This is a genomic window from Streptomyces sirii (assembly GCF_045690365.1).
GTDB classification, from domain to species: domain Bacteria; phylum Actinomycetota; class Actinomycetes; order Streptomycetales; family Streptomycetaceae; genus Streptomyces; species Streptomyces sirii.
The window spans coordinates 755888-781361 of record NZ_CP147982.1; the positions used below are offsets into that span (position 1 = coordinate 755888).

25 protein-coding genes are annotated in these 25474 nt (G+C 71.5%); 7 read left to right on the forward strand and 18 right to left on the reverse strand.

Going from position 1 to position 25474, the window contains the following annotated elements:
- Positions 1 to 71 precede the first annotated feature (71 nt).
- The 6 genes from WAB15_RS03575 to WAB15_RS03600 all read right to left on the reverse strand — a co-directional run bounded on the left by WAB15_RS03575 (position 72) and on the right by WAB15_RS03600 (position 6376).
- Positions 72 to 1289, reverse strand: coding sequence for an FAD-dependent monooxygenase (locus WAB15_RS03575; protein ID WP_407285275.1), 1218 nt, complete (start codon positions 1287 to 1289; stop codon positions 72 to 74).
- A 145-nt stretch (positions 1290 to 1434) separates the two neighbouring features.
- Positions 1435 to 2850 (reverse strand): cellulase family glycosylhydrolase, encoded by a 1416-nt coding sequence (locus WAB15_RS03580; protein WP_407289155.1) that lies wholly within the window; start codon positions 2848 to 2850, stop codon positions 1435 to 1437.
- 108 nt (positions 2851 to 2958) lie between these two features.
- Positions 2959 to 3960: an aldo/keto reductase gene (locus WAB15_RS03585; RefSeq protein ID WP_407285276.1), complete on the reverse strand. Its 1002-nt coding sequence runs from the start codon at positions 3958 to 3960 to the stop codon at positions 2959 to 2961.
- Positions 3957 to 5246 (reverse strand): MAB_1171c family putative transporter, encoded by a 1290-nt coding sequence (locus WAB15_RS03590; protein ID WP_407285277.1) that lies wholly within the window; start codon positions 5244 to 5246, stop codon positions 3957 to 3959. The genes WAB15_RS03585 and WAB15_RS03590 overlap by 4 nt, the downstream gene beginning before the upstream one ends.
- Positions 5247 to 5300: 54 nt before the next feature.
- Positions 5301 to 5873, reverse strand: coding sequence for a toxin (locus tag WAB15_RS03595; protein WP_399144861.1), 573 nt, complete (start codon positions 5871 to 5873; stop codon positions 5301 to 5303).
- Between the two features lie 272 nt (positions 5874 to 6145).
- Positions 6146 to 6376 carry a hypothetical protein gene (locus WAB15_RS03600; protein WP_407285278.1) on the reverse strand — a complete coding sequence of 77 codons (231 nt, stop codon included), beginning with the start codon at positions 6374 to 6376 and terminating at the stop codon, positions 6146 to 6148.
- Positions 6377 to 6759: 383 nt separating this feature from the next.
- Between WAB15_RS03600 and WAB15_RS03605 the strand changes: the two genes are divergently transcribed.
- A complete protein-coding gene (locus WAB15_RS03605; protein WP_407285279.1) occupies positions 6760 to 7635 on the forward strand; it encodes a universal stress protein in 876 nt (291 codons plus the stop codon).
- A 104-nt stretch (positions 7636 to 7739) separates the two neighbouring features.
- Here the strand turns inward: WAB15_RS03605 and WAB15_RS03610 are convergent, their stop codons facing one another.
- The 3 genes from WAB15_RS03610 to WAB15_RS03620 form a co-directional block, all read right to left on the reverse strand.
- Entirely contained in the window at positions 7740 to 8336 is a 597-nt protein-coding gene (locus WAB15_RS03610) for a CBS domain-containing protein (RefSeq protein WP_399145061.1), read from the reverse strand.
- An 83-nt stretch (positions 8337 to 8419) separates the two neighbouring features.
- A complete protein-coding gene (locus tag WAB15_RS03615) occupies positions 8420 to 9316 on the reverse strand; it encodes a universal stress protein (RefSeq protein ID WP_399144857.1) in 897 nt (298 codons plus the stop codon).
- A 160-nt stretch (positions 9317 to 9476) separates the two neighbouring features.
- Positions 9477 to 10469: an Acg family FMN-binding oxidoreductase gene (locus WAB15_RS03620; RefSeq protein WP_407285280.1), complete on the reverse strand. Its 993-nt coding sequence runs from the start codon at positions 10467 to 10469 to the stop codon at positions 9477 to 9479.
- A gap of 244 nt (positions 10470 to 10713) precedes the next feature.
- Here WAB15_RS03620 and WAB15_RS03625 point away from each other — a divergent pair, with 244 nt between their 5' ends.
- Positions 10714 to 11376 (forward strand): CBS domain-containing protein, encoded by a 663-nt coding sequence (locus WAB15_RS03625; protein ID WP_407285281.1) that lies wholly within the window; start codon positions 10714 to 10716, stop codon positions 11374 to 11376.
- A gap of 95 nt (positions 11377 to 11471) precedes the next feature.
- Positions 11472 to 13181: a GAF domain-containing protein gene (locus tag WAB15_RS03630; RefSeq protein WP_407285282.1), complete on the forward strand. Its 1710-nt coding sequence runs from the start codon at positions 11472 to 11474 to the stop codon at positions 13179 to 13181.
- A 48-nt stretch (positions 13182 to 13229) separates the two neighbouring features.
- Here WAB15_RS03630 and WAB15_RS03635 read toward each other — a convergent pair whose 3' ends face one another.
- Positions 13230 to 13937: a response regulator gene (locus WAB15_RS03635; RefSeq protein ID WP_407285283.1), complete on the reverse strand. Its 708-nt coding sequence runs from the start codon at positions 13935 to 13937 to the stop codon at positions 13230 to 13232.
- Between the two features lie 188 nt (positions 13938 to 14125).
- Between WAB15_RS03635 and WAB15_RS03640 the strand changes: the two genes are divergently transcribed.
- A complete protein-coding gene (locus WAB15_RS03640) occupies positions 14126 to 14701 on the forward strand; it encodes a hypothetical protein (protein ID WP_399144852.1) in 576 nt (191 codons plus the stop codon).
- Positions 14702 to 14757: 56 nt separating this feature from the next.
- On the opposite strand, the gene WAB15_RS03645 is transcribed toward WAB15_RS03640, so the two are convergent.
- The 5 genes from WAB15_RS03645 to WAB15_RS03665 form a co-directional block, all read right to left on the reverse strand.
- Positions 14758 to 15453: a CBS domain-containing protein gene (locus WAB15_RS03645; protein WP_407285284.1), complete on the reverse strand. Its 696-nt coding sequence runs from the start codon at positions 15451 to 15453 to the stop codon at positions 14758 to 14760.
- 11 nt (positions 15454 to 15464) lie between these two features.
- On the reverse strand, positions 15465 to 16130 hold the full coding sequence (locus WAB15_RS03650; protein ID WP_407289156.1) for a CBS domain-containing protein: 666 nt from the start codon (positions 16128 to 16130) through the stop codon (positions 15465 to 15467).
- Positions 16131 to 16323: 193 nt separating this feature from the next.
- Positions 16324 to 16899 (reverse strand): hypothetical protein, encoded by a 576-nt coding sequence (locus tag WAB15_RS03655; protein WP_407285285.1) that lies wholly within the window; start codon positions 16897 to 16899, stop codon positions 16324 to 16326.
- Positions 16900 to 17055: 156 nt separating this feature from the next.
- The gene (locus WAB15_RS03660; protein WP_407285286.1) at positions 17056 to 19143 is read right to left on the reverse strand and encodes a SpoIIE family protein phosphatase; all 2088 of its coding nucleotides are present in this window, start codon (positions 19141 to 19143) and stop codon (positions 17056 to 17058) included.
- A gap of 328 nt (positions 19144 to 19471) precedes the next feature.
- Positions 19472 to 20296: an SDR family NAD(P)-dependent oxidoreductase gene (locus WAB15_RS03665; RefSeq protein WP_399144848.1), complete on the reverse strand. Its 825-nt coding sequence runs from the start codon at positions 20294 to 20296 to the stop codon at positions 19472 to 19474.
- A 54-nt stretch (positions 20297 to 20350) separates the two neighbouring features.
- Between WAB15_RS03665 and WAB15_RS03670 the strand changes: the two genes are divergently transcribed.
- On the forward strand, positions 20351 to 21202 hold the full coding sequence (locus WAB15_RS03670) for a helix-turn-helix transcriptional regulator (RefSeq protein ID WP_399144847.1): 852 nt from the start codon (positions 20351 to 20353) through the stop codon (positions 21200 to 21202).
- 49 nt (positions 21203 to 21251) lie between these two features.
- Here the strand turns inward: WAB15_RS03670 and WAB15_RS03675 are convergent, their stop codons facing one another.
- Together WAB15_RS03675 and WAB15_RS03680 are read right to left on the reverse strand one after the other, a co-directional pair.
- The gene (locus WAB15_RS03675; RefSeq protein WP_407285287.1) at positions 21252 to 22391 is read right to left on the reverse strand and encodes an FAD-dependent oxidoreductase; all 1140 of its coding nucleotides are present in this window, start codon (positions 22389 to 22391) and stop codon (positions 21252 to 21254) included.
- Positions 22392 to 22546: 155 nt separating this feature from the next.
- A complete protein-coding gene (locus tag WAB15_RS03680; protein ID WP_407285288.1) occupies positions 22547 to 22849 on the reverse strand; it encodes a hypothetical protein in 303 nt (100 codons plus the stop codon).
- On the opposite strand from WAB15_RS03680, the gene WAB15_RS03685 reads away from it, so the two are divergent.
- Entirely contained in the window at positions 22829 to 23356 is a 528-nt protein-coding gene (locus tag WAB15_RS03685) for a hypothetical protein (protein ID WP_407285289.1), read from the forward strand. The two genes, WAB15_RS03680 and WAB15_RS03685, sit on opposite strands and share 21 nt — an antisense overlap.
- 11 nt (positions 23357 to 23367) lie before the next feature.
- On the opposite strand, the gene WAB15_RS03690 is transcribed toward WAB15_RS03685, so the two are convergent.
- On the reverse strand, positions 23368 to 24582 hold the full coding sequence (locus tag WAB15_RS03690) for an MFS transporter (RefSeq protein ID WP_407285290.1): 1215 nt from the start codon (positions 24580 to 24582) through the stop codon (positions 23368 to 23370).
- Positions 24583 to 24655: 73 nt separating this feature from the next.
- Between WAB15_RS03690 and WAB15_RS03695 the strand changes: the two genes are divergently transcribed.
- A complete protein-coding gene (locus WAB15_RS03695) occupies positions 24656 to 25414 on the forward strand; it encodes a DeoR/GlpR family DNA-binding transcription regulator (RefSeq protein WP_407285291.1) in 759 nt (252 codons plus the stop codon).
- Positions 25415 to 25474: the final 60 nt, after the last annotated feature.

A 25474-nucleotide genomic window follows, 5' to 3' on the forward strand; every position in this document is an offset into this window, starting at 1 on the left:
TCGTCCGGCGCAGGGCTCATTTCCCACTTTCGGCCTCCCTGCGCCTCCGCGCATCCCGGGGGACCAGAGGATCAGTAGTCCTTGAGCCGGAAGGCGGCGACCTTCTTGAAGACCCTCGCGAAGTCCGCCTCCTCGAACCTGGGGAGCACCTCGGTCAGGGCGGTGTCCGCTGCGTGCTGTTGCCGCATGTGGGCGCGGGTGACCAGGGCGATCTCCTGGTTCGCGGCCACGAACCCGCGCAACTCCCGTTCGTATGCCGCGAAGGCGGCGCGGTGGTCGCCGGCCGCGTCCCGCAACTCGCCCGCCAGGACATACGCGGCGGCCATGGCCATGGTGGTGCCCTGGCCCGAGGCGGGTGAGGCGCAGTACCCCGCGTCGCCGAGGAGGGCGACCCGGCCGCGGAACCAGGAGTCCATATGGATCTGCGCCATGGCGTCGAGGTGGAAGTCGGGGGCGTCCCACATCTCCTTCAGCAGCTGCGGCAGCTCCCAGCCCGCGTCCGCGTACTCGCGGGCCACCAGGCGCTTCTGCTCCATGACATCGCGGGGGAGGAACTGCGCGGGCGGCTGGTCCGACTCGATGCCGATGAAGACGCGTGCTTCTGTGTTGTCCCGGACACTCATCACCATCGGGCCCCACTGACCGCCGTCCCGCATGCGGTAGACCACCTCCCAGCGGTCCAGGCCGAGGTGGTTCGGTGCCGACCACACACCCAGGTAACTGCCCAGGTGGCGGAGGTAGTTCTCTTCCGGGCCGAAGACCAGCCGCCGGGTGTGGGAGTGCACCCCGTCGGCGCCGACGACCAGGTCGAAGGTGCGTGCCGTGCCACTGCGGAACACGACCCGGACTTCGTTGTCGTCCTGCTCGAGGGTGGCGATGGAGTCGTCGAAGAGGTACTCGATCTCGCCGCCGCCCGCGGTGAACAGGATCTGTGCCAGGTCGTCCCGCAGGATCTCGACGTCGGGGCTGTCTATCTCCCCTCCGCTGACGGTGCGCTCGGTGCTCCTGGACAGCTCGTTGCCGTCGCCGTCGACGACCGACATCCCGCGCAGGGCGGTGCTCTGGGCGCGAATCTCGTCCAACACCCCCATGCGCTCGGCCACTTCCAGCGCCGGGCCTCGGACGTCGATCGCCTGCCCGCCGGGTCGCAGACCGTCGGCCCGCTCCACCACCGTGACGTTGAACCCGTACCGGTTCAGCCAATAGGCAAGGGTGGGGCCGCCGATGCTGGCGCCGGAGATCAGGACGTCCATGCCCTCCGGGCGCTTCGTCTCCCTGCTTGCGGACACTGCGGGCTCCTCATCAGTCTGCGGATTTCGATACGTCCGAGACTGGCCGACGACGCCGACGAGGCACCGACAGGGCGCTGACAGGCGCCGACGAACACCGACAGGGCGCCGACGAGTGCGGACAGCCGTGCAGAGGGGCCGGGCCTCACCCCCGTGCCGAGACCGTCACCGTGACCCGCCCGGAGGCGCCCGGCAGCGTCCGCACCCGGATCGTGCCCCGCTCCCCCGCCGGCACCGTACGGGGCCAGGCCACCGCCGGGCCCCGTACCGACACCCGCCAGCCCGAGGAGGCGGGCGGAGCGGACAGCTCGCTGACGCCGGGCCTGCCCGGGGACCCCGGGGAGTCGTAGACGAGGCGGAACGTGCGCGCCGCGGGGTCGTAGCCCTGCTCGCGGACCCTGCCGGCGACGGCGGGGGCGTAGGGGCGCGCGGTCTGCTCCTTGTTGGCGCGGAAGCGGCCGTCCTCGCCGACGGCGCAGTATCCGCCCCCGTAGCACCACACATAGCCCGCCCAACCGGAGCTGTAGCGGTCGAGGGAGGCGAGGGCATCACCGTAGAAGCGCGCCATGTTGGGCAGCGAGCTGTCGCGCGGGCCCCACTCGCCGATGACGACCGGTATGTGCTCGGCGCTCGGGTAGCGGGTGACGGTGTTCTCGTAGGTCTCGATCCAGCGCGCCGAGGGGTCGTAGTCACCGCCCGCCTCCATGGTGGCGTTGTAGAAGTGCGGTGCGTAGACGACCTTGGGGTCGTGGATGCGGCCGAGGCCCGTGGGCAGGCCCTCACCGACGATCGGGGTCGGTTCGACGAACAGCCTGCTGTGGCGGTCGGCCGTGCGGATGGCGGCCGCGATCCGGTTGTACATCGGGGTGAGTTGCTCGGACTCGATGCGGTGGGCGGCCGCCGGAAGGTCCTCGCCCGCGCGGAGCCGCCCCATGGGCTCGTTGATCAGGTCGTACCCGAACACGGCGGGGTGGTGGGCCAGGCGCCGGGCGAGCACCTGCCACATGCGGGCCTGCGCTCGCTGGAGGTCCCGGTCCTCGTAGAGGTGCTCGAAGGCGGCCTGCACGGCGGGTTCGAAGTACTCCGCGAACCAGTCGTCCGGGTGCGGGGTGAAGGGCAGCCCGTCGGTGCGGGTCGCCCACTCGGGAATGCCGCGATGGCCGAACCCGGGCCCGAAGACGTCCTGGTGGGCGTCGATGACGACCTGGATGCGCCAGCGGTGGGCCCAGTCCAGAATCCGCTCGATCTTACGGAGGTAGCGCGCGCTGTAGTGGCCGGGGCGCGGCTCCAGGTCGTCCCAGAAGACCAGCAGGCGGGCGAAGTTCAGCCCCTGGTCGTGCATATCGCGGAAGTGCCGCTCGGTGACGGCGGTGAGCGCGTCGGCGCCGCGGTGCGTCTTGTCCTCGACGTTCCAGCCGCGCAGGGTGAGCGTGCGCCCGCGGTCGTCGGTGAGCGGCGGCGGGGAGGGCGACGCGTCCGCTCGGGCCGCGCTCGGCGAGAGCAGCGCGAAGACGGCGGCGAGGACTAACCCCGCCTTGAACCCGAACCCGCGCCCGGCCATGGTCCCCCCACGCTGCACGCCGACACACCCTGTCGAACATATGTCCGGCTGCCCGTCTGCTGAAACCCTGGGCGGTTCCGACTTCCGGGCGCAGCCGTGCGGCCGCGTTCAGTGCCCCAACCGCTCCAGGGCCGATTCCGGGTAGCGCTCGCCCGCCACGGCGTCCTCGGGTACGGCCTGACGCAGCAGTTCGCGGTCGGCGTCGGTCAGGGCGAGTGCCACGGCGGCTACGTTCTCCCGCAGATAGCGCCGGCGCTTGGTACCGGGGATGGGCACGATGTCCTCGCCCTGGGCGAGCAGCCAGGCCAGCGCGGCCTGGGCGGGTGAGCAGCCGATCCGCTCGGCGACGTCCCGTACGGCCTGGACGAGCGCCAGGTTGCGCTGGATGTTCTCGTCGGCGAACCGGGGCCAGCGCCGGCGGTTGTCCTGCGGGGCCAGGTCGCCGCGGGAGGAGACGGCACCGGTGAGCATGCCGCGCCCGAGCGGGGAGTAGGCGACGACGGCGATGCCCAGTTCCCGGCAGGTGTCGAGCAGCTCGCCCTCCACCACGCCGCGGGTGAAGAGGGAGTACTCCACCTGGATCGCGCTGACCGGGTGGACCGCATGGGCCTTGCGCAGCGTCGCGGGGCTGACCTCGCTCAGTCCGATGTGGCGTACCAGCCCGGCCTCCACCAGTTGGGACATGGCGCCGACCGTCTCCTCGATGGGAGTGGCGGGGTCGCGGCGATGTGCGTAGTAGAGGTCGATGTGCTCGACGCCCAAGCGGCGCAGCGAGGCCCGGCAGGCGAGCGGAACGTAGTCGGCGGAGGTATCGACGTCGCCGACCCGGCCCGTGGCCGCGTCGTGGCGGAGCCCGAACTTGGTCGCCACGACCACCCGGTCGCGCTCATGAGCGTGCCTGCGCAGCCAGCGGCCGACCAGCTCCTCGTTGCTGCCCTGCCCGTAGGCGTCGGCGGTGTCCAGGAGAGTGATGCCCGCCTCAAGGGCGCCGTCCAGGGTGTGCTGGGACTCCTCCTCGTCCGGGACCCCGTAGGCGATCGACATGCCCATGCACCCTAAGCCGATCGCGGACACCTCGGGGCCTTCGGCGCCCAGCTTGCGGTACTTCATCGAACTTTCCCCTCAGTGGGCCCAGCAGTGGACCGGTCAGTGGATCGGGCAGTGGGCCGATCAGTGGCCCGGACAGCGATGTAGGCGCGGGCGACATGCAGCAGCCACCCGACTTCCTCGGCGTAGCCCCCGTTCGTGGCGGTCTGCTCTTCGGCGTCGCCACCGTCCGTGTCGGCTTCCGGGCCGGCCGACTCGGACTCCCGCACCGGCGGACGGTCGTCGTGCTTGGCGCGCAGGGCCGACACCAGCGATCTGGCCTGCACCATGGCGTGCAGCCGGTCGCCCGACAGCCCCGCCTCCTCGGCCGACCGCCGGGCGTCGGCGGCCACGGCCGGGGCCATGTACGGGCGCAACGCGAGCAGACCGTCCTGGATCTCGATGACCATGCGGTAGAGGCGATAGCTGATGTCGCCGGGCAGGAAGCGGGCGAGGCGCCCGGCGTGCTGCGGGTTGAGCGCGATGTCCGGCACCGCCGCGTACAGCGCCGCCCACAGTGGATGCAGTCGCTGATAGGTGACGAAGTTGCGGACCAGACGCCGCCACTCGGCGAGGCGCGGCCCCCAGGAAGGCATGGTGAGCCCTGCCACCAGGAAGAGGATGCCGGTCCCGTTGGCCACCGGCGTCAGCAGCTCCCATTCCAGCGGGTCCAGTCCGCTCTGCACCGCGATCAGCGAGAGCAGGCGGTTGAGGCAGTAGACGAGGCAGGCGCTCGCGCCGATCGCCGTGCAGTACAGGCCTCGTCGCAACCACTGCCGTCCGGCCACCCGCCCGTAGCGGCGGCACAGCCGGATGATCTCGATCATGCCGGCGCCGAACGCGCTGACGTAGAGCAGCAGATAGGCGGCGACCAACGGGCGGTGCGCGTTCTGCAGCAGATAGTGGGCGCTGCGATGTTGTGCGCCCGTGCCCGCCACCGCCCACATGGTGACCATGGCGACCGCGCACAGGGCCGCGATGAGCAGCCGGACCAGGGCGCGCCGCCGGGCGGCCTCGGGCGGGTACACCCAGTAGACGATCGCCGTGAGGAAGGCGGCGCTGGACGCGACACCGCCGAAGAGGTGGATGCCCAGCGCCCCGATGTCGGACACCCCGAGGCGCGCGTCCACCGCCTCCGCGACGGAGGGCGTGGAGAGCGTGAACGAGATGCCCTTGCAGCCGAAGGCGATGAGCAGGGCGAGCAGTGCCGGATCACGTCGGTGATGACGCAGGTCGCGCAGCTTGTAGAGCAGCGCGAGTGCGCACAGCACGGCGCACGCGGGGAAGACGACGGCCTTCACGGCGGTCATGAGAGCTCCTGTCGACCGATGGCCCGGTGCTGCGCGAAACCAATCGGACAGACCCTAGTGGGCATGCGGCCCCGGGCCAGGGTTGAGCGAGCTCTCGATCCGCCCGACCGTCTCGGCGTCGGCGGACGGCACGCTCCACACCGACTCCACCGAAGGACGTGTGACGCGTTCGAGGATGACGGAGGCGACGATCTCCGCCTCCTGCTCCTCCGCGGTGGAGTAGCTGGTGCGCCCCAGCATCTCGCGGACCCGCTGTGGATCCAGATTCGGCATCAGATCGCGCATCATCGCCGTGTTGAATCCGGCGGAGTCGCAGTGGTCGCACAGCATGTGCGCGAGCTCGTGGGCGATGATGTGGTCCCGGTGCAGACGGCTGGTGTCCGACTCGACCACGATGACGTCGAAGGTGTCCGTCGCCAGCCACATACCGCAGGGAGCCGTGACGCCCAAGGGCAGCGATACCAGCTGGATCGGGCGTCCTCTGTCCGCGCTGAGTTGTTCCACCAGCGTGGCGATATCGCATCCGTCGGACAGGTCCAGGCGTGCCAGTACGGCATCCGCGGCCCGTCGCAGGTGCTTGAGTTCCTTCTTGCGGGGCTGCTTGTGAGCCCTGGAGGTCAAGGCCACGGCCTATGCCTACTCCTTCCCACCGCCGGTCTCGTCGTCTCGCCGAACGAAGGCGCGCCCGCAGGAGTCATGGCGCGCCGCACAAGACACCCGAGCACAGTAGCCCTTCTGATAGTGCGACGCATTTTCCGGATGCGCACCAATCGGCGGCCCCGGCGAATTCACGCCCAGAGGGCGGCAGTTGGCCCGAACAGCAGGCGGGCAGGGGCGAGCGGGTCCGGACGCTCGCAGGTGGGGGCCTTGGAGACAGCGGCCGGCGGGGGCACAAAGGGCTACGGAGTGTGGTCGCAGCCGAGCTTTGCGTAATACCACTCGTACTGGCCCATCACCCACGCATCCGCCGTGATCGTGAGGGTGCCGTGCGGGCGGGGGCAGTGAAAGGTCACGGTGGTGGTGTCAGGGCCCGGCGGGGGGCCGGGCGAGGCGGTGGCCGCGGAAGCGGTACCGGCGCCGCCGACGGCACACAATGCGGCGACGAACACTGTCGCGATGAGCTTCTTCATGGCTCCTCCCAGTTCCCACGCGTGCGTGAACTGCCTGTGGGGGCTGGGGACTCAACCGCTTCACGACCGGCCGAGGGCGCACACCCCCACATCACCACGCACTCAGAGCCGCGGCTTCACGGAGACGTACAGGGGACCATACAAGCAATTACCCAAAATCGGAACAATCACAAGATTCCATCTCACACGAGGTCGGGACCGAGGTCGGGACCGAGGTCGGGACCGGGACCGAGATCGGGATCGTGCCGACGTTCCGATGGGTCCATGTGCCCATGTGCCCAACCGGTTGGGCCCGCTCGGCCCATGGGTCCGCGCACCTGTTCTCGCGATGCTGGAGGCAGGAGGGGATGTGGTCTGTGGTCCCGGCTCCGCGGAGGTGCATCATGAGCGGCTCAGTCGTCAGCGGCTCGGTCGTCGTCGGCGTGGACGGCACCGGGAACAGCGTGCCGGCGGTGCGCTGGGGTGCCACCGAGGCAGCGGCCCGCGACCTGCCGCTTCACCTCGTCCATTCATGGCGCTCACAGCCTCCGAGCGTCCGCGTCACGCATCGGGCCGGCGACAGCGAGTGCTGCGGCGCCGAGGTACTGCACGCGGCGGAGGCGGCGGCGCGTGCCGCCTATCCGGGAATCGCGGTGACGACCGAGCAGGTCTCCGAGGACGCGGTGGCCGCGTTGACGGAGCGTAGCGGGCAGGCGTCGATGCTCGTGCTCGGATCGCGCGGGCACAGCGCCATCAACGGCTTCCTGCTGGGCTCGGTCAGCCTGCATGTGCTCGGCAGCGCAGGGTGCCCGGTGGTCACGGTGCGCGAGGAACAGGCAGTCGCGTACGCCGAGCCGGAGATCGTGGTCGGCGTACGGAACACGGGGGTGGCGGGCGAGCCGGTACTGGACTTCGGGTTCACGGCCGCCGACACCCATCACACGGGGCTGCGGGCCGTGCGAGTACGGCAACCGCCCGACATCGGTGGTCTCGCGCCGGACACCGCCGGCCTCGCCCCGGAGGACCCGGAGCTGGTACGCGGCGAGCAGAAGGCGCTCACCGACGCCCTGCGTTCCTGGCGGCGGAAGTTCCCCGAAGTCGAGGTGATCGAGCACATGGAGAGCGGCAGAGTGGTGCCCGCACTGCTGACGGCCGCTTCGCAGGCCGGTCTGCTGGTCATCGGACGCGGTGTGCGGCGCTCCCCCATGCTGCTCGGCCCCGTCGTCCTCGCCCTTCTGCACCACTCCCCCTGCCCCGTGGCGATCGTTCCGGGCGACTGAGCGTGCGCCCCCGCGGCGCGTGCGCCCCCGCGGCCGGGTGCCCACCAAGATCGCTCCGCGCGGTCCCGGCCGGGTGCCGCGGGCACCGCCATCCATGTGTCGTCCTATGTGTCGTCCTCCTCGGCGGTGAGCCGGTCGATCACCTCGACCACCCCGTCGACGCTCTCGCACAGGCGCACGGCGATGGGCACAAGACTCCTGCGTTCCACGGTGCCGCTGAGGGTCACCGTGCCATCGGCGACGTTCACCGTGACGGCGGAGGGCGCGATGCCCAGGGTGCGGGTCAGGATGTCCTCCAGGATCTCCTCCTGGATCGCCCGGTCCCGCCGCAGGAACAACTGCACGAGGTCGCTGCGGCTGATCACCCCGATGAGCCGGCCGGCGTCGTCGACCACCGGTAGGCGCTTGACCTTCCGCTCCTCCATCGTCCTGGCCGCCTGCACGGCGCTCCAATCGGGCCGCGCCACCACGGCGGGGCTGGTCATGATCGCACCGGCGGTGGTGCGGCCCCGCTCGTCGGACGGCCGGCGCAGCAGATCGGCTTCGGAGACGACTCCCACCGGCCGCTCGTCCTCGTCGACGACCGGAACGGCGGTGATGTCGTACTCGTGGAGCAACCGCGCGATCTCCCGGAACGGGGTGCCTGGTTGGGCGACGACGGCCTGGGGCGTCATCAGGTCGGCGACGCTGCGGTGCCGCATCTCGGGCTGGTCCTTTCTCACGTCCTGTGCGTACGGTCTCAAGTCCCGTTCCTACGAGCGAGCCTGAAGCTGTGCGCGTCGCCTCACTCGTGCGGGACCACGGCCACCGGGCAGGTCGCATGGTGGATCGCGGCGTGTGCGACGGGTCCGACGCGCGGTGCGAGCAGCGGACGGTGGCGTCTGCGGCCGACCGCCAGGAGTTCGGCCCCGGAGACCGTCTCGATCACGGCCCGCGCCGGACTCTCCGGCAGTACGGTCAGCCGCACCGCCACATCGGGGAAGCGCTCCGCCCAAGGTCCTACGGACTCTCGCAGCTCGGCGTCCGCTTCCTTGGTGATCGCGTCGGCCACATCGGGGTCGACTCCCCAGGGCGCGTAGGCGTGCACAGGGAGGGACCGTCCGTGCACGGCCTGCAGCGGCAGTCCACGGCTCGCCGCGGCATCGAAGGCGAAGGCGAGCAGGGGGTCGCAGGGACCGTTCAGGCTGACGCCGACGACGACCCGCGGCTCCCGGCCCGGGGGGACCTCGTCCGCGGCCCCGGAGCGCTCCGGTGTGGCGCACCAACCGCCCCGCACCAGAACGACCGGCCCTTCGGCCCGGCCCACCACGTCCAGGCTCACATCACCCAGTACGTAGCTCTCCCACGCGGTGAGCGCCCGCGTCCCGAGCACGACCATCCGCGACTCGTCCGCCGCGCGCAGCAGTGCCACATCGGCCTCGGCGCCCACCAGGTCCTCGACGATCCGCACATGAGGATGGCGCTTTCGTACCTCGTCCAGAGCCTGGCGCACGATCCGGCGGGCGCCGGCGTTCTGGTCGCGGTCGGGCGGAGTGTCCGGCGCCTCGGCGGCGAGCAGTATCCAGGCGTGGAGGAGCCGCAACACGGCCTTCCGCCGGTCCGCTTCGTCGGCCGCCCACTGTGCGGCCGCCAGACTCTCCACCGATCCGTCGAGCCCCACCGTGATGATTTCCGGCTCCATGGCTGTCCTTCTTCCCAGGCGGCTGCGTGGATCCTTCCCGGGTCGCCCGGGTAGCCGACCCTTGTTGTCCAGCCTGCGGGACGTTCCGCAACCGCACCAATGAGTCGTTGGGCGCTGCCAGAGGGCCGAACGGCCCAGGTTCGGCCCGGTGGCCAGGTGGTCACGGTGTGATGGTCAGTACCTGGTCCACCGGTCGCCGCGGAGTGCGCGGCCCCTGGGGGCCGTAGCCCAGGCGCAGGATCATCTGCACATTGCCGGTGCCGTGGACCGGGTCGCGCAGCAGCCAGCGCAGGTCCGGCCATTCCAGCGCCTGGGACGCGAAGGAGCTCACGAGCCCTTCGCTGGTGGCGAGCAGCAGCACGCGTTCCAGGGCCTGGCCGGCGCGGAGCCAGTCGGCGGGGCCGTCGCGGGTGGTGGTGAGGGAGGCCAGTTGCGGCTGCTGCTCGAAGGCGGCGTAGCGGCGGCCGGGCAGCGACCGCCGGCCCGCGAAGTTCCGTACGGGTGCCTCGCCGCCGTACTTCACGGGGCCGAAGGCGTAGTCCGGAACGCCGTCGACGGGCGATTCGGCGGAGCTGTCGCGGGTCCAGCTCCGCTGTTCGGCGTCCCGTTCGTCGTCCATGCGGTCGTAGCCCTCGGCGTGCACGATCAGGTCGAGCACGGCCTCTCGGTGCCAGGCCGTCAGGAACTCCAGCCGCGCCCCTTCTCTGGCCGCGGCCTCGACCAGGGCCGCGCGGACGCTGTCGGGGATCCGCCGCTCGGCGAAGGGGTAGCGGCTGGTGCGCCGCTCGCGCAGGGCGCGATGGAGACCGGAGAGCCCGACGTCCAGGGCTTCGTGCGGGGCGTCCAGGCACACGGTGGCCAGGAGGGCGGGAGTGTGCGGGGCGGGCAGCAGGGTCGTCTTCGTCCGGAGGCCGGCGTGTGCGGCGGTCGTCCGCAGGTTCAACAGGGCCGCACCGCAACCGAGATGGAGGCCTCGGGTGGTGGGGTCGGCCATCGGCATGGCGCGGTCGAAGTCCGCGGAGAGGGTGAGGGTGCGGTTCGCGCGGGAGTAGTCGAAGTGCCACGGCTGGGCGTTGTGCATCGAGGGAGCGGTGACGGCGTCGGCGACGAGGTCCCGCACGGCGGTGTCATCGAGGGTGGGGTGCGCGAGCACGGGAGCCTCCCGGGCGGTTCGGACCGCGCCGACGCGGCACGGAGGGTGGATCTGCCGGCTCCTTCATCGTGGCGCCGCCGTCGTCGGTGCCGTCAGGGGCCATAGGACCCTGGATGCGGACCGGTCGGCCTTCGGGGACACAAGGCCGGCCGTCGGGGCCGAGTGGCTCATGCCGCGACTCCGCGGGCCGACCACGCTGGAGAGGTGGCCGCAACGTCGGCCGCCCCGGCGGAAGGAGCGGGAGATGGAGCACCGCACGATAGGTGAGCTGATGACCCGGAAGGTGGTGAGCGTCCGGCTCGACACCCCGTTCAAGGAGATCGTGCGGACGCTCGCCGACCACGCGGTGAGCGCCGTGCCGGTGCTCGACAGCCTCGGCAGGCCGGCCGGCATCGTCTCGGAGGCCGATCTGCTGCGGAAGGCGGCCGACCGGACCGACCTCTCCGGCCGGACACCGCTGCCCGATCTGGAGGCCTGGGAGCGGGCCCGGGCGGAAGGCCGCACCGCCGGTGAGCTGATGTCCGCTCCCGCGGTCTGCGCCCATCCGGAGTGGACCGTGGTGGAGGCGGCGCGGCTGATGGAGGTGCAGCAGGTCAAGCGGCTCCCCGTCGTCGACGAGGCGGACGCCCTGCTGGGCATCGTCAGCCGCGGCGACCTGCTGCGCGTCTTCCTGCGCAAGGACGACGCGATCCGGGAGGAGATCGCGCGGGAGGTCATCGGGCGCACGGCGCGGCTCGGTGCGGCGGGGGTCACCGCCGAGGTCGTACGGGGCCAGGTGGCACTGCACGGCACGGTGACGGACCCGCTGCTGGTTCCCGTACTGGTGCGGATGTGCGCGAGCGTCGACGGGGTGGTGTCGGTGTCCGAGGACGTGCGGGTGACGGCGGGCCTGACGACGCCCGCCTAGGGGCGGCGACCTCGGCCCACGGGTGCCCGTCGGCTCGTCGCACTACCGTGGGTGGTGTGGCCGGGCCGTGGACGCCGGCCGCAGCGGAGGGCGTCGTGGACGACGATCGCGACCGGACGGACGGTGCGCGGCCACGCCTGGACGCGCTGCCCGACGACCTGCTGGAGCGCCTCCGCACGGCTGAGCGGAACGCCGACCGGCCGCAACACCTGCTGCTGGAAGCCGTGCTGTCGGTGGGCACGGGGCTGAAGCTGCCGCAGGTGCTGCGCCGGATCGTCGAGGCCGCCGTCGTGCTGACCGACGCGGAGTACGGAGCGCTCGGGGTGATCGGCGAGGACGGCCGGATCAGCCAGTTCCTTCCGGTCGGGGTCACCGAGGAGCAGATCGAGACCATCGGCTCGTTCCCGGCCGGTCACGGGATCCTCGGTGAGCTGATCCGCCACCCGGCTCCACTGCGGCTGACCGAACTGGGCGAGCACCCCGCGTCCTACGGATTCCCGCCGCACCATCCGGCGATGCACTCGTTCCTAGGGGTGCCGGTCAAGGTCCGGGACGAGGTCTTCGGCAATCTGTACCTGACCGAGAAGCGCGGTGGCGGGCACTTCACCGCCGAGGACGAGACCCTGCTGTCGACACTGGCGGTGGCGGCAGGGGTGGCCATCGAGCATGCCCGGCTCTACGAGGAGGCCCGCTACCGCCAGGAGTGGCTGGAGGCCAACAGCGAGATCGTCGCCGGGCTGCTGCCGGGCGCGGAGACGGCCGAGGTGCTCGCGACGATCGTCGATCACGCGGTGCGCATCCTCTCCGCCGACCTCGGTGTGCTGGCCGTGCCCGCCGAGGGTGACTGCCTGCGCGTGGACCTGGCTTCGGGTGTCGACGCCGAAGCGCACCGCGGCCTGGTCCTTCCCCGCCACGGGTCGTTCATGGGCGCGGCGTTCACCGCCAAGGGGCCCCTGACCAGCTACGACATCGAGCACGACCCCAGGATCACCACCGGTCCGCCCCGCTGGTGGGGGCTGGGGCCCGCCGTCGCGGTCCCGATGGCCACCGGCGAACGGGTCCGCGGGGTGCTGCTGCTGGCCCGCCTGCGCGGGCGCGGCCCGTTCACCGAACCGGAGACCGCGCCGTTGCTGACGTTCGCCGGCCAGGCAGCGCTGGCGATGGAGCTGTCCGAGCAGCGCGCGGCCGCGGAGCAGGTGACCCTGCTCAAGGACCGCGACCGGATCGCCCGCGATCTGCACGACCTGGCGATTCAACGGCTCTTCGCCATCGGTATGACGCTGCAGAGCGCGGTCCGCTTCGTGGATCACCCGGAGGCCGGCGAACGGCTGCTGCGCGCGGTGGACGACCTGGACGAGACGATCAAGATCATCCGGTCCGCCATCTTCGGGCTCCGCACGCGCGACGCCGCTCACGGCCGCCAGGGCCTTCGGGTCCGCACGGTCACCGCGCTGGAAGAGGCCTCCCGCACCCTGCGGTTCACGCCGTCCCTGCACATGGAGGGCCTCATCGACACCGACGTACCGGCAGGGCTGGCCGAACACGTCCTGGCGGCCCTCGGGGAGGCGCTGAGCAATATCGCCCGTCATGCGCAGGCGAGCGCGGCGGAGGTCTCCCTGATCGCCCGTGGCCGTCGGATCACCCTGACCGTCACGGACAACGGGGTGGGCATGTCCGAGGACGGCCGGCGCAGCGGTCTGCTGAACCTGGCCAAACGGGCCGAGAGCGCGGGCGGCGGCATGACCGTCGAGGCGGGGCCGAACGGCGGCACCCGTCTGCGGTGGTGGGCACCGCTCCCGGAATAGCACCGGCGGCGATCCTGCCGCCACGCCTGGGCCACGGCGAGCAAGCGCTCAGTTCCCGTGCCGCCCCATGTCCGCGCCGGGTACCGCGCCGCCCCGTGTGGCGAGCATCGCGGCCTGGATGCGCCGCTCGACGCCGAGTTTGGACAGCATGCGGGAGATGTGGTTCTTGATGGTCTTCTCGGACAGATAGAGCCGCGCACCGATCTGACGGTTCGTCAAACCTTCGCCGATCAGGTCGAGGATCTCCCGCTCCCGTGGCGAGAGCCCGGACAGCGCGTCCTCCTCGGGCCGGGCTTCGTCCTCCTCGCCCCGCAGGCGGCGCATCAGCCGCGCCGTGGTCGCCGGGTCGAGCATGGACCGCCCCGAGGCGACCGTGCGCACGGCGGCGACCAGATCCGCCCCCTTGATCTCCTTCAGCACATAGCCGGCCGCGCCGGCCATGATCGAGTCCAGCAGCGCGTCATCGTCGTCGAACGAGGTGAGGATCAGGCAGGCCAGCCCCGGCATGCTCGAGCGCAGCTCACGGCATACCGAGACGCCGTCGCCGTCCGGCAGGCGGACGTCGAGCACCGCGACGTCCGGCCGCAACGCCGGGCCCCGGGCCAGCGCATGGCCGGCCGTCCCCGCGTCGCCGACCACTTCGATGTCGGACTCGGCATCGAGCAGGTCCTGGACACCGCGCCGGACGACCTCGTGGTCGTCGACCAGGAAGACTCGGATCGGCCGCTGCGGTGAGAACGTGCCCGTCTCGCTCATGACGCCCTCCGCGTGGAAGTGCACACCCCTGATTCATCGTGGCGCTCCCCGCGGTGGCGCGCCAGGGCCGAACGGTCCCGGCCCTGCCACGGGGAGCGCATGCCGCAGCATGCCGATGGGGACATTCAGCCCTCGCCCCCGCCTGCCTGCGGTGAGACCCTCGATACAGCAGATGAAGGGGGTGCGGGATGACTCCATGGAAACTCCACCCACCATGGCGGCACGAGCCGCTGCGACGTGGCACGGACGTGACGCAGTCCTGGCTGGCGCTGGCCACCGGGCTGGCCATCGCCGTGGCGGCGCCGGCCGCCGGGGTGGTGGCCGGTCAGACGGTGCACGCCGCGTCCCAGCAGCAGCGCGCCGGATGGCACTCGGTCACCGCGGTGGTGGCGAAGGAGCCGCCCGCCCGCGTCGGCGTCGACACCAGCGGTGGCTCGGCCGGCCGGGTGCATGCGGCGGTCCAGTGGATGGCCCCGGACCACAAGGTCCGCACGGGAGAGACGACCGTGGCACCCGGCGTGCGCGTCGGGGACCGGACCGCGGTGTGGCTGGACCGGCATGGAGCGCTGGTACGGGACCCGGGCGCCCCTGGGGACGCCCTGGCCATGAGCGTCGTGGCCGGCACCGTGGCCGCGTCGGGCACCGGATTGCTGCTCATCGGCGCGGACAAGGCCGGCGTCCGCCTGCTGAACCGCAAGCGCTCCGCCCAGTGGGAGAAGGAGTGGGCGGAACTCGACGCGCAGGGGCGGCACTACCGGCAGTGACCGCACCGAAGGCCCCTGGGCGTCCCGTACGGCATCGTCATCGGGCACCGGAGTCATCAAGTACCGGAGTCATCAGGTGCCGGAGGCTCCTCCTCCGCACCGGGCTCCCCATCCGCCCCGAGGTCGAACGTCACATCCACCACGCCCTCGACCGCGCGCACCAGGCGGGCCACGAGAGGTAGCAGCGCCCTGTCGCGGATCCGACCATGCAGAGCCACCACGCCATCGGTGACGGCGACCCGCACTTCCTTGGGGTCCTCCGTGAACAGCCGGTCGACGATCTCGGTGCGCACCTCCGTCGCGAGGTCCTCGTCGGAGCGCAGAAAGACCTTCAGCAGGTCCGAGCGGCTGACGATGCCCTGCAACATCCCTTGGGCGTCGACCACGGGCAACCGCTTGACGGACCTCTGCGCCATGGCCCGCGCCGCCTGGGCGATGGAGTCACCGGCGTGCACGGTCAGCGCGGGCGCGCTCATCAGATCGCCCGCGGTCAGGGCACCCGCCTTGCGCAGCGCCTCCAGCCGTTGCGACCGCTGCAGCAGGTCCGGATCCACGTCCCGGAACTCCTCCTTGGGCAGCAGGTCGGCTTCGGAGACCACACCGATCACCCGCCCCTCCCCCGCCAGCACCGGCAGCGCACTGACCTGCCACTGCTCCATGGTCTCGACGATCTCCTTGAAGCGTGCGTCCTGGCCGATGGCGACCACCGTCTGGGTCATCACATCGCTGACGCTGTGCGGGGTACGCGCCATGACGCCTCCTCCTACGGGCCAGGTGGCCGGACCGAAGCAGTGCCGGTCACATCGAAATTCACGTCGACCACGCCCTCGACGCCGCGCACCAGACGCGCCACCACCGGAACGAGGGACCGGTCCCGCAAGCGGCCGCTGAGCGTGACCACCCCGTCCGCGACCGTGACCTGCAGATCCTTGGCAGGTGACGCGAAGAGCTGCCCGATGACATGACGCACTTCCGCCGCCAGGTCCTCGTCGGAGCGCAGGAAGACCTTCAGCAGGTCGGCACGGCTGACGATGCCCACCAGCAGCCCGTCCCCGTTCACAACCGGCAGCCGCTTGACGGACTCACGCGCCATCGTCCGCGCGGCCTGGCCCAGCGTGGCATCGGCGCGCACCGTCACCGCGGGGCTGGTCATCAGCTCCCCCGCCGTCACCGCTTCCGCCCGGCGTACATCGTCCGACCGCCGCAACCGTTCCAGTCGCTCCGGGTCCCGCTCACGGAACCCTTCCTTGGGCAGCAGATCGGCCTCCGACACCACACCGATCACCCGCCCCTCCCCCGCGAGCACCGGCAGCGCACTGATCTGCCACCGCCGAAGGGTCTCGACGATCTCCTTGAACCGAGCCCCGCGATCGACGGCGGCCACGGACCGGGTCATGACATCACTGACGAACTGCGCGGCGTTCCGCATCATGGCGCCTCCTCGGAGCCCGGCCCGCATCATGCAGACCGTGGAGGTATGTCCATGCCGACACCTCCAGCCTGAAGCCCGCCCGTCCCGACCAACAGGGCCGTCCGGCCCCTCCGGGACTACCCTCCGGCGGCGCCAGGTCCAGCGAACGTGTCACCGGGCCTGTGGGGGGGGCGACCGTCGCAGCCGGCTCTCACCGGCCCAGCTCCTCCAACTCCTCCAGTTCCTCCAACTCCTCCAGTTCCTCCAACTCCTCCAACAGATCGGCAACGATCGAGTCCTCATCGTCGAACGTCAGCCACCAGTCGGCGAAGGCCCGCCCGTATTCGGCAAGCGCGGCTCGGTAGATGGCGCCCGGGTCCTCGGCGGGCGTCAGCCCGAAGGTGCGCTTCAGCCATCCGACATAGGCCTGACGGGCGGGCGCGCACTCGTCCCCGTCCTCGTCCTCGACCGCGAGCAGCCGGAACAGCTCACGCAGATCGCGGGCCGCTATGAAAAGGTCGCCCTCGTCCCCGCAGAAAATCACCGGCAGCGTGGCGAGGTCCACCTCGTCGTCGCGCTTCCACAGGGCGTAGAACGACCCGGAGGCCGTCGCCTGGGCGAACGGGATGAGCCGGTCGCGCAGTTCGGCGGGCGGCTCGGGGCCGAGCGGGGAGACCCGACCGTACTCGAACAGCTCGAAGCCGTCGGAGAAGGCCTCCCCGTCGAGGCTGTCCTCAAGTTCCTTGAGGAGGTTGAGCTCGGGAACGGGGGAATACGCACTGCTCACGGAATGCGTACTGCTCACGGAACCTCCAAGAGGCGGGCGGATGCGTGCCGATCGATCTCGACCGTAACGCCAGGGTCTGACATCGGCTCGATCCGTCGAGGGCGCGACCGCTGTACGCACTCGCCGCGCCAAGTGCCGGTCGCTGTGTGCCAGGCGCTACGTACCAGGCGCGAAGGGCCGTATGCGGGCGATGAGGAGGGCGACGTCGTCCGGGTCGTCGGGGCGGCGGAGTTCGCGCAGGAGTCGGTCGCAGGTCTCTTCCAGGGTGCGGTCGGGCGCGTCGAGCAACTGGCGGAGGGCTTCGAGGCGTTCGTCGATGGCGTGGTGACGGGTTTCGACCAATCCGTCGGTGTACAGGACCAGTTGGTCGTCGGGGCCGAGGTCGATGGTGGTGGTCTCGAAGGGGACCCCGCCGACTCCCAGCGGAGTGCCGGTCGGCAGGTCGAGGAACTCGGGGCGCCTACCGCTGCGTACGAGGGCGGGGGGAAGGTGGCCGGCGGTGGCGATATGGCATTCGCCGCGGTGCGGGTCGTAGGTGGCGTAGACGCACGTGGCGATGTAGTGCTCCAGCCCCGAGGTGATCCGGTCGAGGTGCTGGAGGACCTGGGCGGGGTCCAGGTCGAGGTCGGCGAAGGCGCTGGTGGCGGTGCGCAGGCGGCCCATGGTCGCGGCGGCGTCGATGCCGCTGCCCATGACGTCGCCGACGACCAGGGCGGTCTTGTTGCCGTCGAGCGGGAGGACGTCGTACCAGTCCCCGCCGATCTCGTAGGTGGCCAGTGCGGGCCGGTAGCGGGAGGCGAGCTGCAGTCCGGGGCGGTGGGGCGGATGGTCGGGGAGCAGGCTGCGCTGCAGGGTCTCGGCGGCGGCGCGCACGCTCTGGTGCGTGCGGGCGTTGTCGATGCAGACGGCGGCTCGGGAGGCCAGCTCGGCGGCGAGGGCGAGGTCGTCCTCACCGAAGGGCAGTGGGTTGCGGGCGCGGCTGAGACCGAGGAAGCCGAGGATATGGCCGCGGGCGGTGAGCGGGGCCATCATGTAGGAGTGCACCCCGGCGCGGGTCAGCAGCTCGGCGGCGTGGTCGTCGCGGGCGATGCGCGCCATGTCGGTGTCGTCGGTGTGGGAGATCAGGATCGGCCGGCCGGTGCGTACGCACTGGGTGGCCAGGCGGTCGGCGTCGAACGCGGCGATCTCACCGGGGCGATCGACGGCATCGACGGCCTCGGTGGGGTAGGCGGCCTTGACCGCGAGGGCGCGGAAGACCGCGGGGCCGGCCCTGCTGGCCGGGCGGTGCTCGTCCAGTACGGAGTCGAGCACATCGACCGTGACCACGTCGGCGAGTTCGGGAACGGTGACGTCGGCCAGCTCGCGGGCGGTCTGGCCGACCTCCAGGGTGGTGCCGATACGGGCGGAGCCGTCGGCGATCAGGGCCAGGCGCCGTCGGGCCTCGGCGGCTTCCGTGGCCGCCTGATAGCGGTCGGTGACATCGACCACCAGGTCGGCCACTCCGAGTACCCGCCCCTGGGGGTCGTCCAGCCGGTACAGCGAGATCGACCAGGCGTGCTCGTGGCCCGGGTCGGCCGGGGTGCGGCCGACGATGGTGGACTGGTCGACCATGGGAACCCCGGTCTCCAGGACCTTGCGCATCGCGGCCTCCGGCACCGCGAACTTCGACGCGGTCATGATCTCGCGGTAGTGCCTGCCGAGGTGGTCCTTCGCGGGGATGCCGTGCATCCGCTCCAGGGCCGGGTTGACGGCGACGTACCGCAGATCGGTGTCGAGGATCGCCAGCCCGATGGGCGACTGGGAGATCAGCCGGGTGGACAGGGCGACGTCCCGCTCCACCTCGCGCAGCGTGGGTGAGTCGGTGCCGAGCCCGAGTGCGTAGAAGTCGCCGCGGTCGTCGAGCAGGCGCATGTTGCGCAGCTCCACCATCCGCGCGGTGCCGTCCTTGTGCCGTACGGGGAAGGTGCCGCCCCAGCTCTTGCCGGTCTCCATGACCTCGGCGAATTCCTTGAGCACCAGGTCCCAGTGCTGTTCCTTGACCAGCAGCTGGGCGGCGAACTCCCCGAGCGCCTCCTCGGCCGGGTAGCCGTACAGGTCCTCGGCCTGCGGACTCCACAGGACGATCCGTCCCTCGGCGTCGAGCAGCACCGCGGCCACGCCGAGGAGATCCAGCAGTCCGCTCGGTTGGGACGGCCCGCCCGCCGGCTCGGCGGGGCGGGCCGGAAGGTCATCGGCTGCGCTCACCCGGGCCCTCCTTCCGGTCGCCGGACCAGGCACGCACTCCCCTCGCTCCGGTCCGTGGCCTGCCGACGGATGTGACCCCGTCCCCACGTCCCGTGAGTGCTTCCGGCTTCCATGGTCCCCCCGGACCGGCCGACCGGACACCTCACCCGGCCCAGGCCCCTGCTCCCACCTCACAAGGCGCCCCACAGAGCGCCTCACGGGGCCTCGCCACCGGCCCCCGACCCCTCCCCCTCCGTCACGCTCTGTATATCGGCGACCACCGCGGCCTCCTCACCGCATGTGGCTGTCGGAGGCCGCGGAGTCACCGACATCGGGGACCGGCGGCGGCTCAGGCGCGCATCCCTCCGTCGACCCGGAGGACCGTGCCGGTGACGTAGGAGGAGCGGTCGCTGAGGAGCCAGGCGGCGGCCTGGGCGATCTCGTCGGGATCGGCCGCGCGGCCCAGCGGGGTCTGGGCGTTGAGCTGGTCGATGGTGCCGGGGGACTTCTCGTCCCACTCGTAGAGCATCTCGGTGAGCGTGGTGCCCGGGGCGATGGCGTTGACGCGGATGCCCTCGGGGCCGTACGTGGCGGCGGCCGATGCCGTGAGGCTGTTGACCGCCCGCTTCGCCGCGCCGTACGCGGGCAGCCAGGGGTTGGCCATCAGGCTGCCGACGCTGGAGGTGTTGACGATGGCGCCGCGCTGCGCGGTGGCGCGGATGGCGGCGATCTCGGCGGTCATGGCCAGCCACGGCCCCTTGACGTTGACGGCGCAGACATGGTCGAAGTCCGCCTCCGACAGCTGGTCCATCGGGCCGGGCGGCTGGCCCGTCGCACCGTTGTTGAAGGCGACGTCGAGCCGGCCGTACAGCTCCACGGCCCGCTGTACGGCGGCACGGACGCCGGCTGCGTCGGACAGGTCGCACAGTACGTAGTCCGCGATCCCGCCGGCCTCCCGGATCTCCTCGGTCACCGCCTTGAGCTGGGACTCCGTACGGGCCGCGAGCAGCACCCGGGCACCCTCCCCGGCGAACAGCCGCGCCGCCGCCGCACCGATGCCCCGGCCGGCACCGGTGACGAAGGCGACCTTGTCGGCGAGCAGGCCCGCGGTCGTGGTGGACGTGATTCGTGTGTGGTTCATGCCGACGAGCCTGTGTCCGGCCGCCCCGCTCATCCAGGCACCGGCAGTACCTGGCTGGGCAATTCGATCACCGCGCACACTGGGGAGGTGAATCGAAGAGAACTGGCCGACTTCCTGCGCAGCCGGCGTGCGCGCATCACCCCCGCCGAGGTGGGGCTGCCCGCCGGGCCGCGCCGCCGCACCCCGGGACTGCGCCGTGAGGAGGTGGCGCAGCTGGCGTTCATCTCGACCGAGTACTACACGCGGCTGGAGCAGGCTCGCGCCCCGCACCCCTCCCGGGAGGTGCTGGCCCAGCTCTCCCGCGCCCTGCGCCTGTCGGACGCCGAGCGCGACCACCTGCACCACCTCGCCGGTACCCCGCCCGGGCCCCCGGCCGGGCCGTCACGAGAGGTGCGGCAGAGCGTCGTCGACCTGCTGGACCGACTGCCGGAGGCCGCGGCGCTCGTGATGTCGGCGACGTACGAGGTCATCGCCTGGAACCACCTGGCGACCGCCCTGTTGGAGGACTTCTCCGCCCTGTCGCGCCGCGACCGCAACCTCATCCGGCGCCACTTCCTCGGGCCGTACCGGGACGGCCGACGGCTGTACGGCGCCTCGGACGCGGAGGAGTTCGCCCGGACCTCGGCGCAGCACCTGCGCGCCGCCGCGGCCCGCTATCCCGACGACCCGGAGGTGACCGGTCTGGTCGAGGAACTCCTGTCCGGAAGCGAGGAGTTCGCCCGGCTCTGGGCCGCCCACGACGTGGTCGCCCGGCCCACCCTCTGCAAGACCTTCCAGCACCCGCTGGTCGGCCCCGTCGCCGTGGCCTGCGACGTCCTGGACATCACCGACCGGGACCAGCGGGTCGTCATCTACACCGCCACCCCCGGCTCGCCGTCCGCGGAGGCACTGCGGCTGCTGTCCGTCGTCGGCACGCAGCGCATGGGTGTGCCCGGCTAGCGGTGAGAGCGTCGAGCTGTCGCCCGAGCAGCTGTCCGCCGGTCGGGGCTCAAGTGGCTTGTCGACTCTGCTCGGTGAACATCTTGAGCATGGCCTGGGGTGTGTTCTTCTCGGAGTCGATCCCGTGGACCTCGGCGCCTTCAAAAGTGCCGACCTCGGCGCTGCGGACGAACATGGCCTGCTCGTACTCGGTGAGCGCGGCCTCGAGGTCGTCGGGGTGCGCGGCGAGGGCCCCGCCGAGTTCGGCGCCGTCGAGCATGGCGAGGTTGGCGCCTTCGCCGTTCGGGGCCGTGAGGTGGGCGGCGTCACCGAGCAGGGTCACCCCCGGCACCCGGTCCCACCGGTGCTCGACCGGCAGAGCGTAGAGGGGGCGCAGGACCGGCGCGGTGTCGCAGTCGGTGATCAGCGCGGTGAGTTCCGGTGCCCAGCCGTCGAACTCCGCCGCGATCCGCGCGGTCGCCGCGGCGGCATCGGCGAAGTCGATGGTGGCGAACCAGTCCTGCGGCTCGGACAGCCCCACGTACGCGTGGAGAGTGTCGCCGCTCTCCCGGTGGGCGAAGATCTCCCTGCCCGGCGAGGGCGCGATCATCGACCCGCCACCGACCGCTTTCGCGGCGGCCGGGTGCCGGGTGTCGGCGTCGAACAGGTAGGTCTCGACGACCGACTTGCCGACGTACTCGGGTGTCGCGGTGGACAGCAGCGGTCGGACCCGCGACCACGCGCCGTCCGCACCGACCAGCAGCCCCGTGACGACGGTGCCGCCGTCGGCGAAGGTCACCTCGTAGCGACCCTCGCCGAGGGCACGGGTGCTGCCGACCTTGTGCCCCCACCGGACGGTGCCGGTCGGAAGCGAGTCGAGGAGGATCCGGCGCAGCTCGCCACGCAGCACCTCGGGGCGTCCCCCCGTGCCGTCGTCGGCCTCTTCGAACAGGACGGTCCCGTCCCGGTCGAGGACCCGCATCGCCTGGCGGCCCTCCAGGACTATGGCGTGGAACTCGTCCATCAGGCCGGCCGCCTTGAGCGCGAGCTGCCCGTTGTAGTCGTGGATGTCGAGCATCCCGCCCTGTGTGCGCGCCGTCGGGGAGGACTCGGCCTCGTAGACCGTGACGGGGATTCCATGGACGTGCAGGACGCGGGCCAGCGTGAGGCCGCCGAGTCCGGCGCCGATGATCGTGACGGGGGTGTGCATGGGCACTCCTCGGGGTCGGGACCGCCCGGTGATCTCCGGCGGCCGTCTCCGGAAAGGTGCCAGGCCCCACCGACAAGCCGCCGACAGTGAACTCACCGCCCCGATAGACGACCGACACTTTCGGAGTGCAGGAGGTGGGCCAGGGCGGGAAGCCGTCACCGGCCTCGGAGTTGAAGGGACACCACGATGAGGTCGCGCAATTCCTTCGGCGCTCCCTCGTGTCTGCCCTCGGCGATTTCGTAGAGCGTGTCGAACGATCCCGGATAGAGCATGACCTGCAGGCCGCGTTCTTTGAGACAGCAGAAGACGGCGAACTCTTCGAGGAAGTAGTCCGAGGACCTCCGGATACGCCGTTCCAGTTCCTCGGCCGCCCGGTCGCCGCTCGCGCCGCCGAGGCGGCGCGAGCGGCGATGGACGCCGACCCCGAAGATCCGCTCGTGCCGATCCACCTCGGCCATGCGCTCGCCTGGCTCGGCGACCGCGACGGCGCGGTCGCCGCCTACCGGGAGGCACTGCGCCGCGACCCGTTCGATGAACAAGCGGACACCTGCCTCGAAATGCTCGAGGTCGAGGTCGAGGTCGATCCGCCCCCAGCCCTGAAGAGCCCGCGCTCGTACGCGTTCGCCCTGCTGCGCGAGAAACTGCGGACCTCCAACTCCGACTGGATCGACATCGGCCACGTGTGCAGATCACTCGCCGCCGCGCGGGACACCGCCGAGGCGAGATTGCGCGAAACCGGCGACCTGACCCGCGAGGAACTCGACGGCTTCATCAAGCTGGAGTTGGATGTGCACCGCCCCGGGCAGCCGGTCGCCACCTTCGACCTGATGGGCCGGATCCCCTCCGAGCCGAAGGAAGGCCCCTTCCGATTCGACTGGTCGGAGGTCCCCCTGGACGAACCCCTGGAGCCTCCGCTGTCGCCGGGCGGCCGGCAGGCAGGCGAGGTGCCCAGGAAGAGGTCGTGATCACGTCGCGGTCATACGGCCTCAACCTCCTGGCGGACGGAAGTGGGGCGTTGGGCACGCAGGATGCCCGCCGCGCAGGCGGCGACGAGGCAGCACGCCACGGGCAGGAAGAAGGTGAGGTTGAGGGGGACGAGGCGAGTCAGCGGGCCGATGAGGGCGGGTCCGGCGAGCATGCCGAGGTAGCCGAGGCCGGCGACGCGCGAGACATTGGCTCCGGCGGCGTCCAGATCGGTGTGGCCCGCGGCGCTGAAGAGTTGGGGGATGCAGCCGGACAGTCCGGCCCCGAACAGGGTCCAGCCGGCCAGCGCCAGGGGCGTCCACGGGGACAGCGCCGCCACCGTCAGTCCGAGCGCCGCCAGGGACGCGCCGTAGCGGAGTATCGCCACCGGGCCGAAGCGCGCGGCCACCCGGTCGGTCAGCAGACGGCCTAGGGTCATGGCCGTGGCGAAGGCGCCGTAAGCGAGGGCGGCGGTGGCGGCCGGGGCATCCAGGACGTCCCGAAGATGGAGCACGCTCCAGTCGTTGGCGACGCCTTCGCACAGCATCAGCATCAGCGCCAGCACGGCGAGCAGCCAAATACGCCGGGGCGTACGAGGCCGGGCCGAGGCCGCGGTGGGGGCCGGCGCGTCGGGGTGTGGCTCCGTGGGCGCGTGCGCGGTGCGAGCGGGCTCGGGGTGCAGCAGTGCGGGAACCGCCAGTACGGAGACGATGACGCCGAGGAGTGCCACCGCGCCGAGTGTGACCGCCGGTCCCGCGCCGCCGTCGAGAGTGCGCGCGCCGACCAGAGCGGCCAGGACGCCGCCGATGGAGAAGGTGGCGTGGAAGGCGGACATGACGGGCCGTCGGTAGCCGCGTTCCACCTGGACGGCATGGGCGTTCATGCTGACGTCCAGGCAACCGTTGCCGAACCCGAGCACCAGCAGCGCCACGCCCAGCAGCCAACCGTTCGTGGCCAGTCCCGGCAGGACGAGCGCGGCGCTGCACAGCACCGCGCCGGCCGGTACGACCCGGCGGGCACCGACGCGGTCGGTGAGCCGGCCGGCGAGCTGCATCCCCGCGAAGGCTCCCGCGCCGAGCAGCAGCAGGAGCCAGCCGAGCACGGCATGGCCGACCCCGGCGCGGTGCTCGACGGCGGGGATGTGCACGACCCACATCCCCATGAGGAAGCCGTTCAGGGCGAAGTAGACGAAGGTGGCGAGCCGGCCGGCTCGTAGCGTTCTCTTCATGTGAACGAACATATCGAACATGATTGATGTTCGAAAGATTGATATTCGAGCAGGGTCCATGTTCAATGTGGGCATGGTGAGCACAGACCGACTGAGGCAGATCTCCGACGCGGTACGCGAGGCCGGCCGCGTCGGCGTCGCGGAGCTGGCGGCCCTCACCGGGGCCTCGGAGATGACCATTCGCCGCGACCTGGAGGTACTGGCCGACCAGGGCGTCCTGGAGCGCTACCGCGGTGGGGCGAGAAGTCTGCTGCTGCGCGGTGACGAGCCCCCGTTCGCGCTGCGGGTGCAGGAGGGACAGGAGACCAAGCGGCGCCTGGCCGCCGCGGTCGCCGAACTGATCGCCGACGGCGAGTCCGTCGTCCTCGACAGCGGAACCACCTGCCTGGAAGTCGCCCACGCACTGGAACCCCGTCGTCTGACGGTGATGCCGCTCTCCCTGCACGCCGCCAACGCGCTGGCCGGGGCACCGCGACTGACGCTGCTGGTGCCGGGCGGCCGGCCGCGGCCGGGCGAACTGGCGCTGACCGGCCCGCTGACCGCGGCGTCGCTGGCCGCCGTGCGCTTCGACACCGCCGTCATCGGCTGCTGCGGGGTGACCGCGACGGACGGCCTGACCGCGTACGACCTCGACGACGCCGCCGTCAAGCGCGCCGCGATCGCCTCGTCCCGCCGCATCATCGCCGTCGCGGAGGGCGCCAAGCTCTCCCGCACCGCCCTCGCCTTCGTCACTCCCGCCGCCGCCCTGCACACCCTCGTCACCGACGAGGCCGCACCGGGCGAGGAGATCGACGCGCTGGCCGCCGCGGGTGTGACCGTACGGACGGTGTGAGCGTAAGCACGGATTGAGCGTACGGACGGTGCGAGCGCCGACGACGTCCAGCCTCGCCGG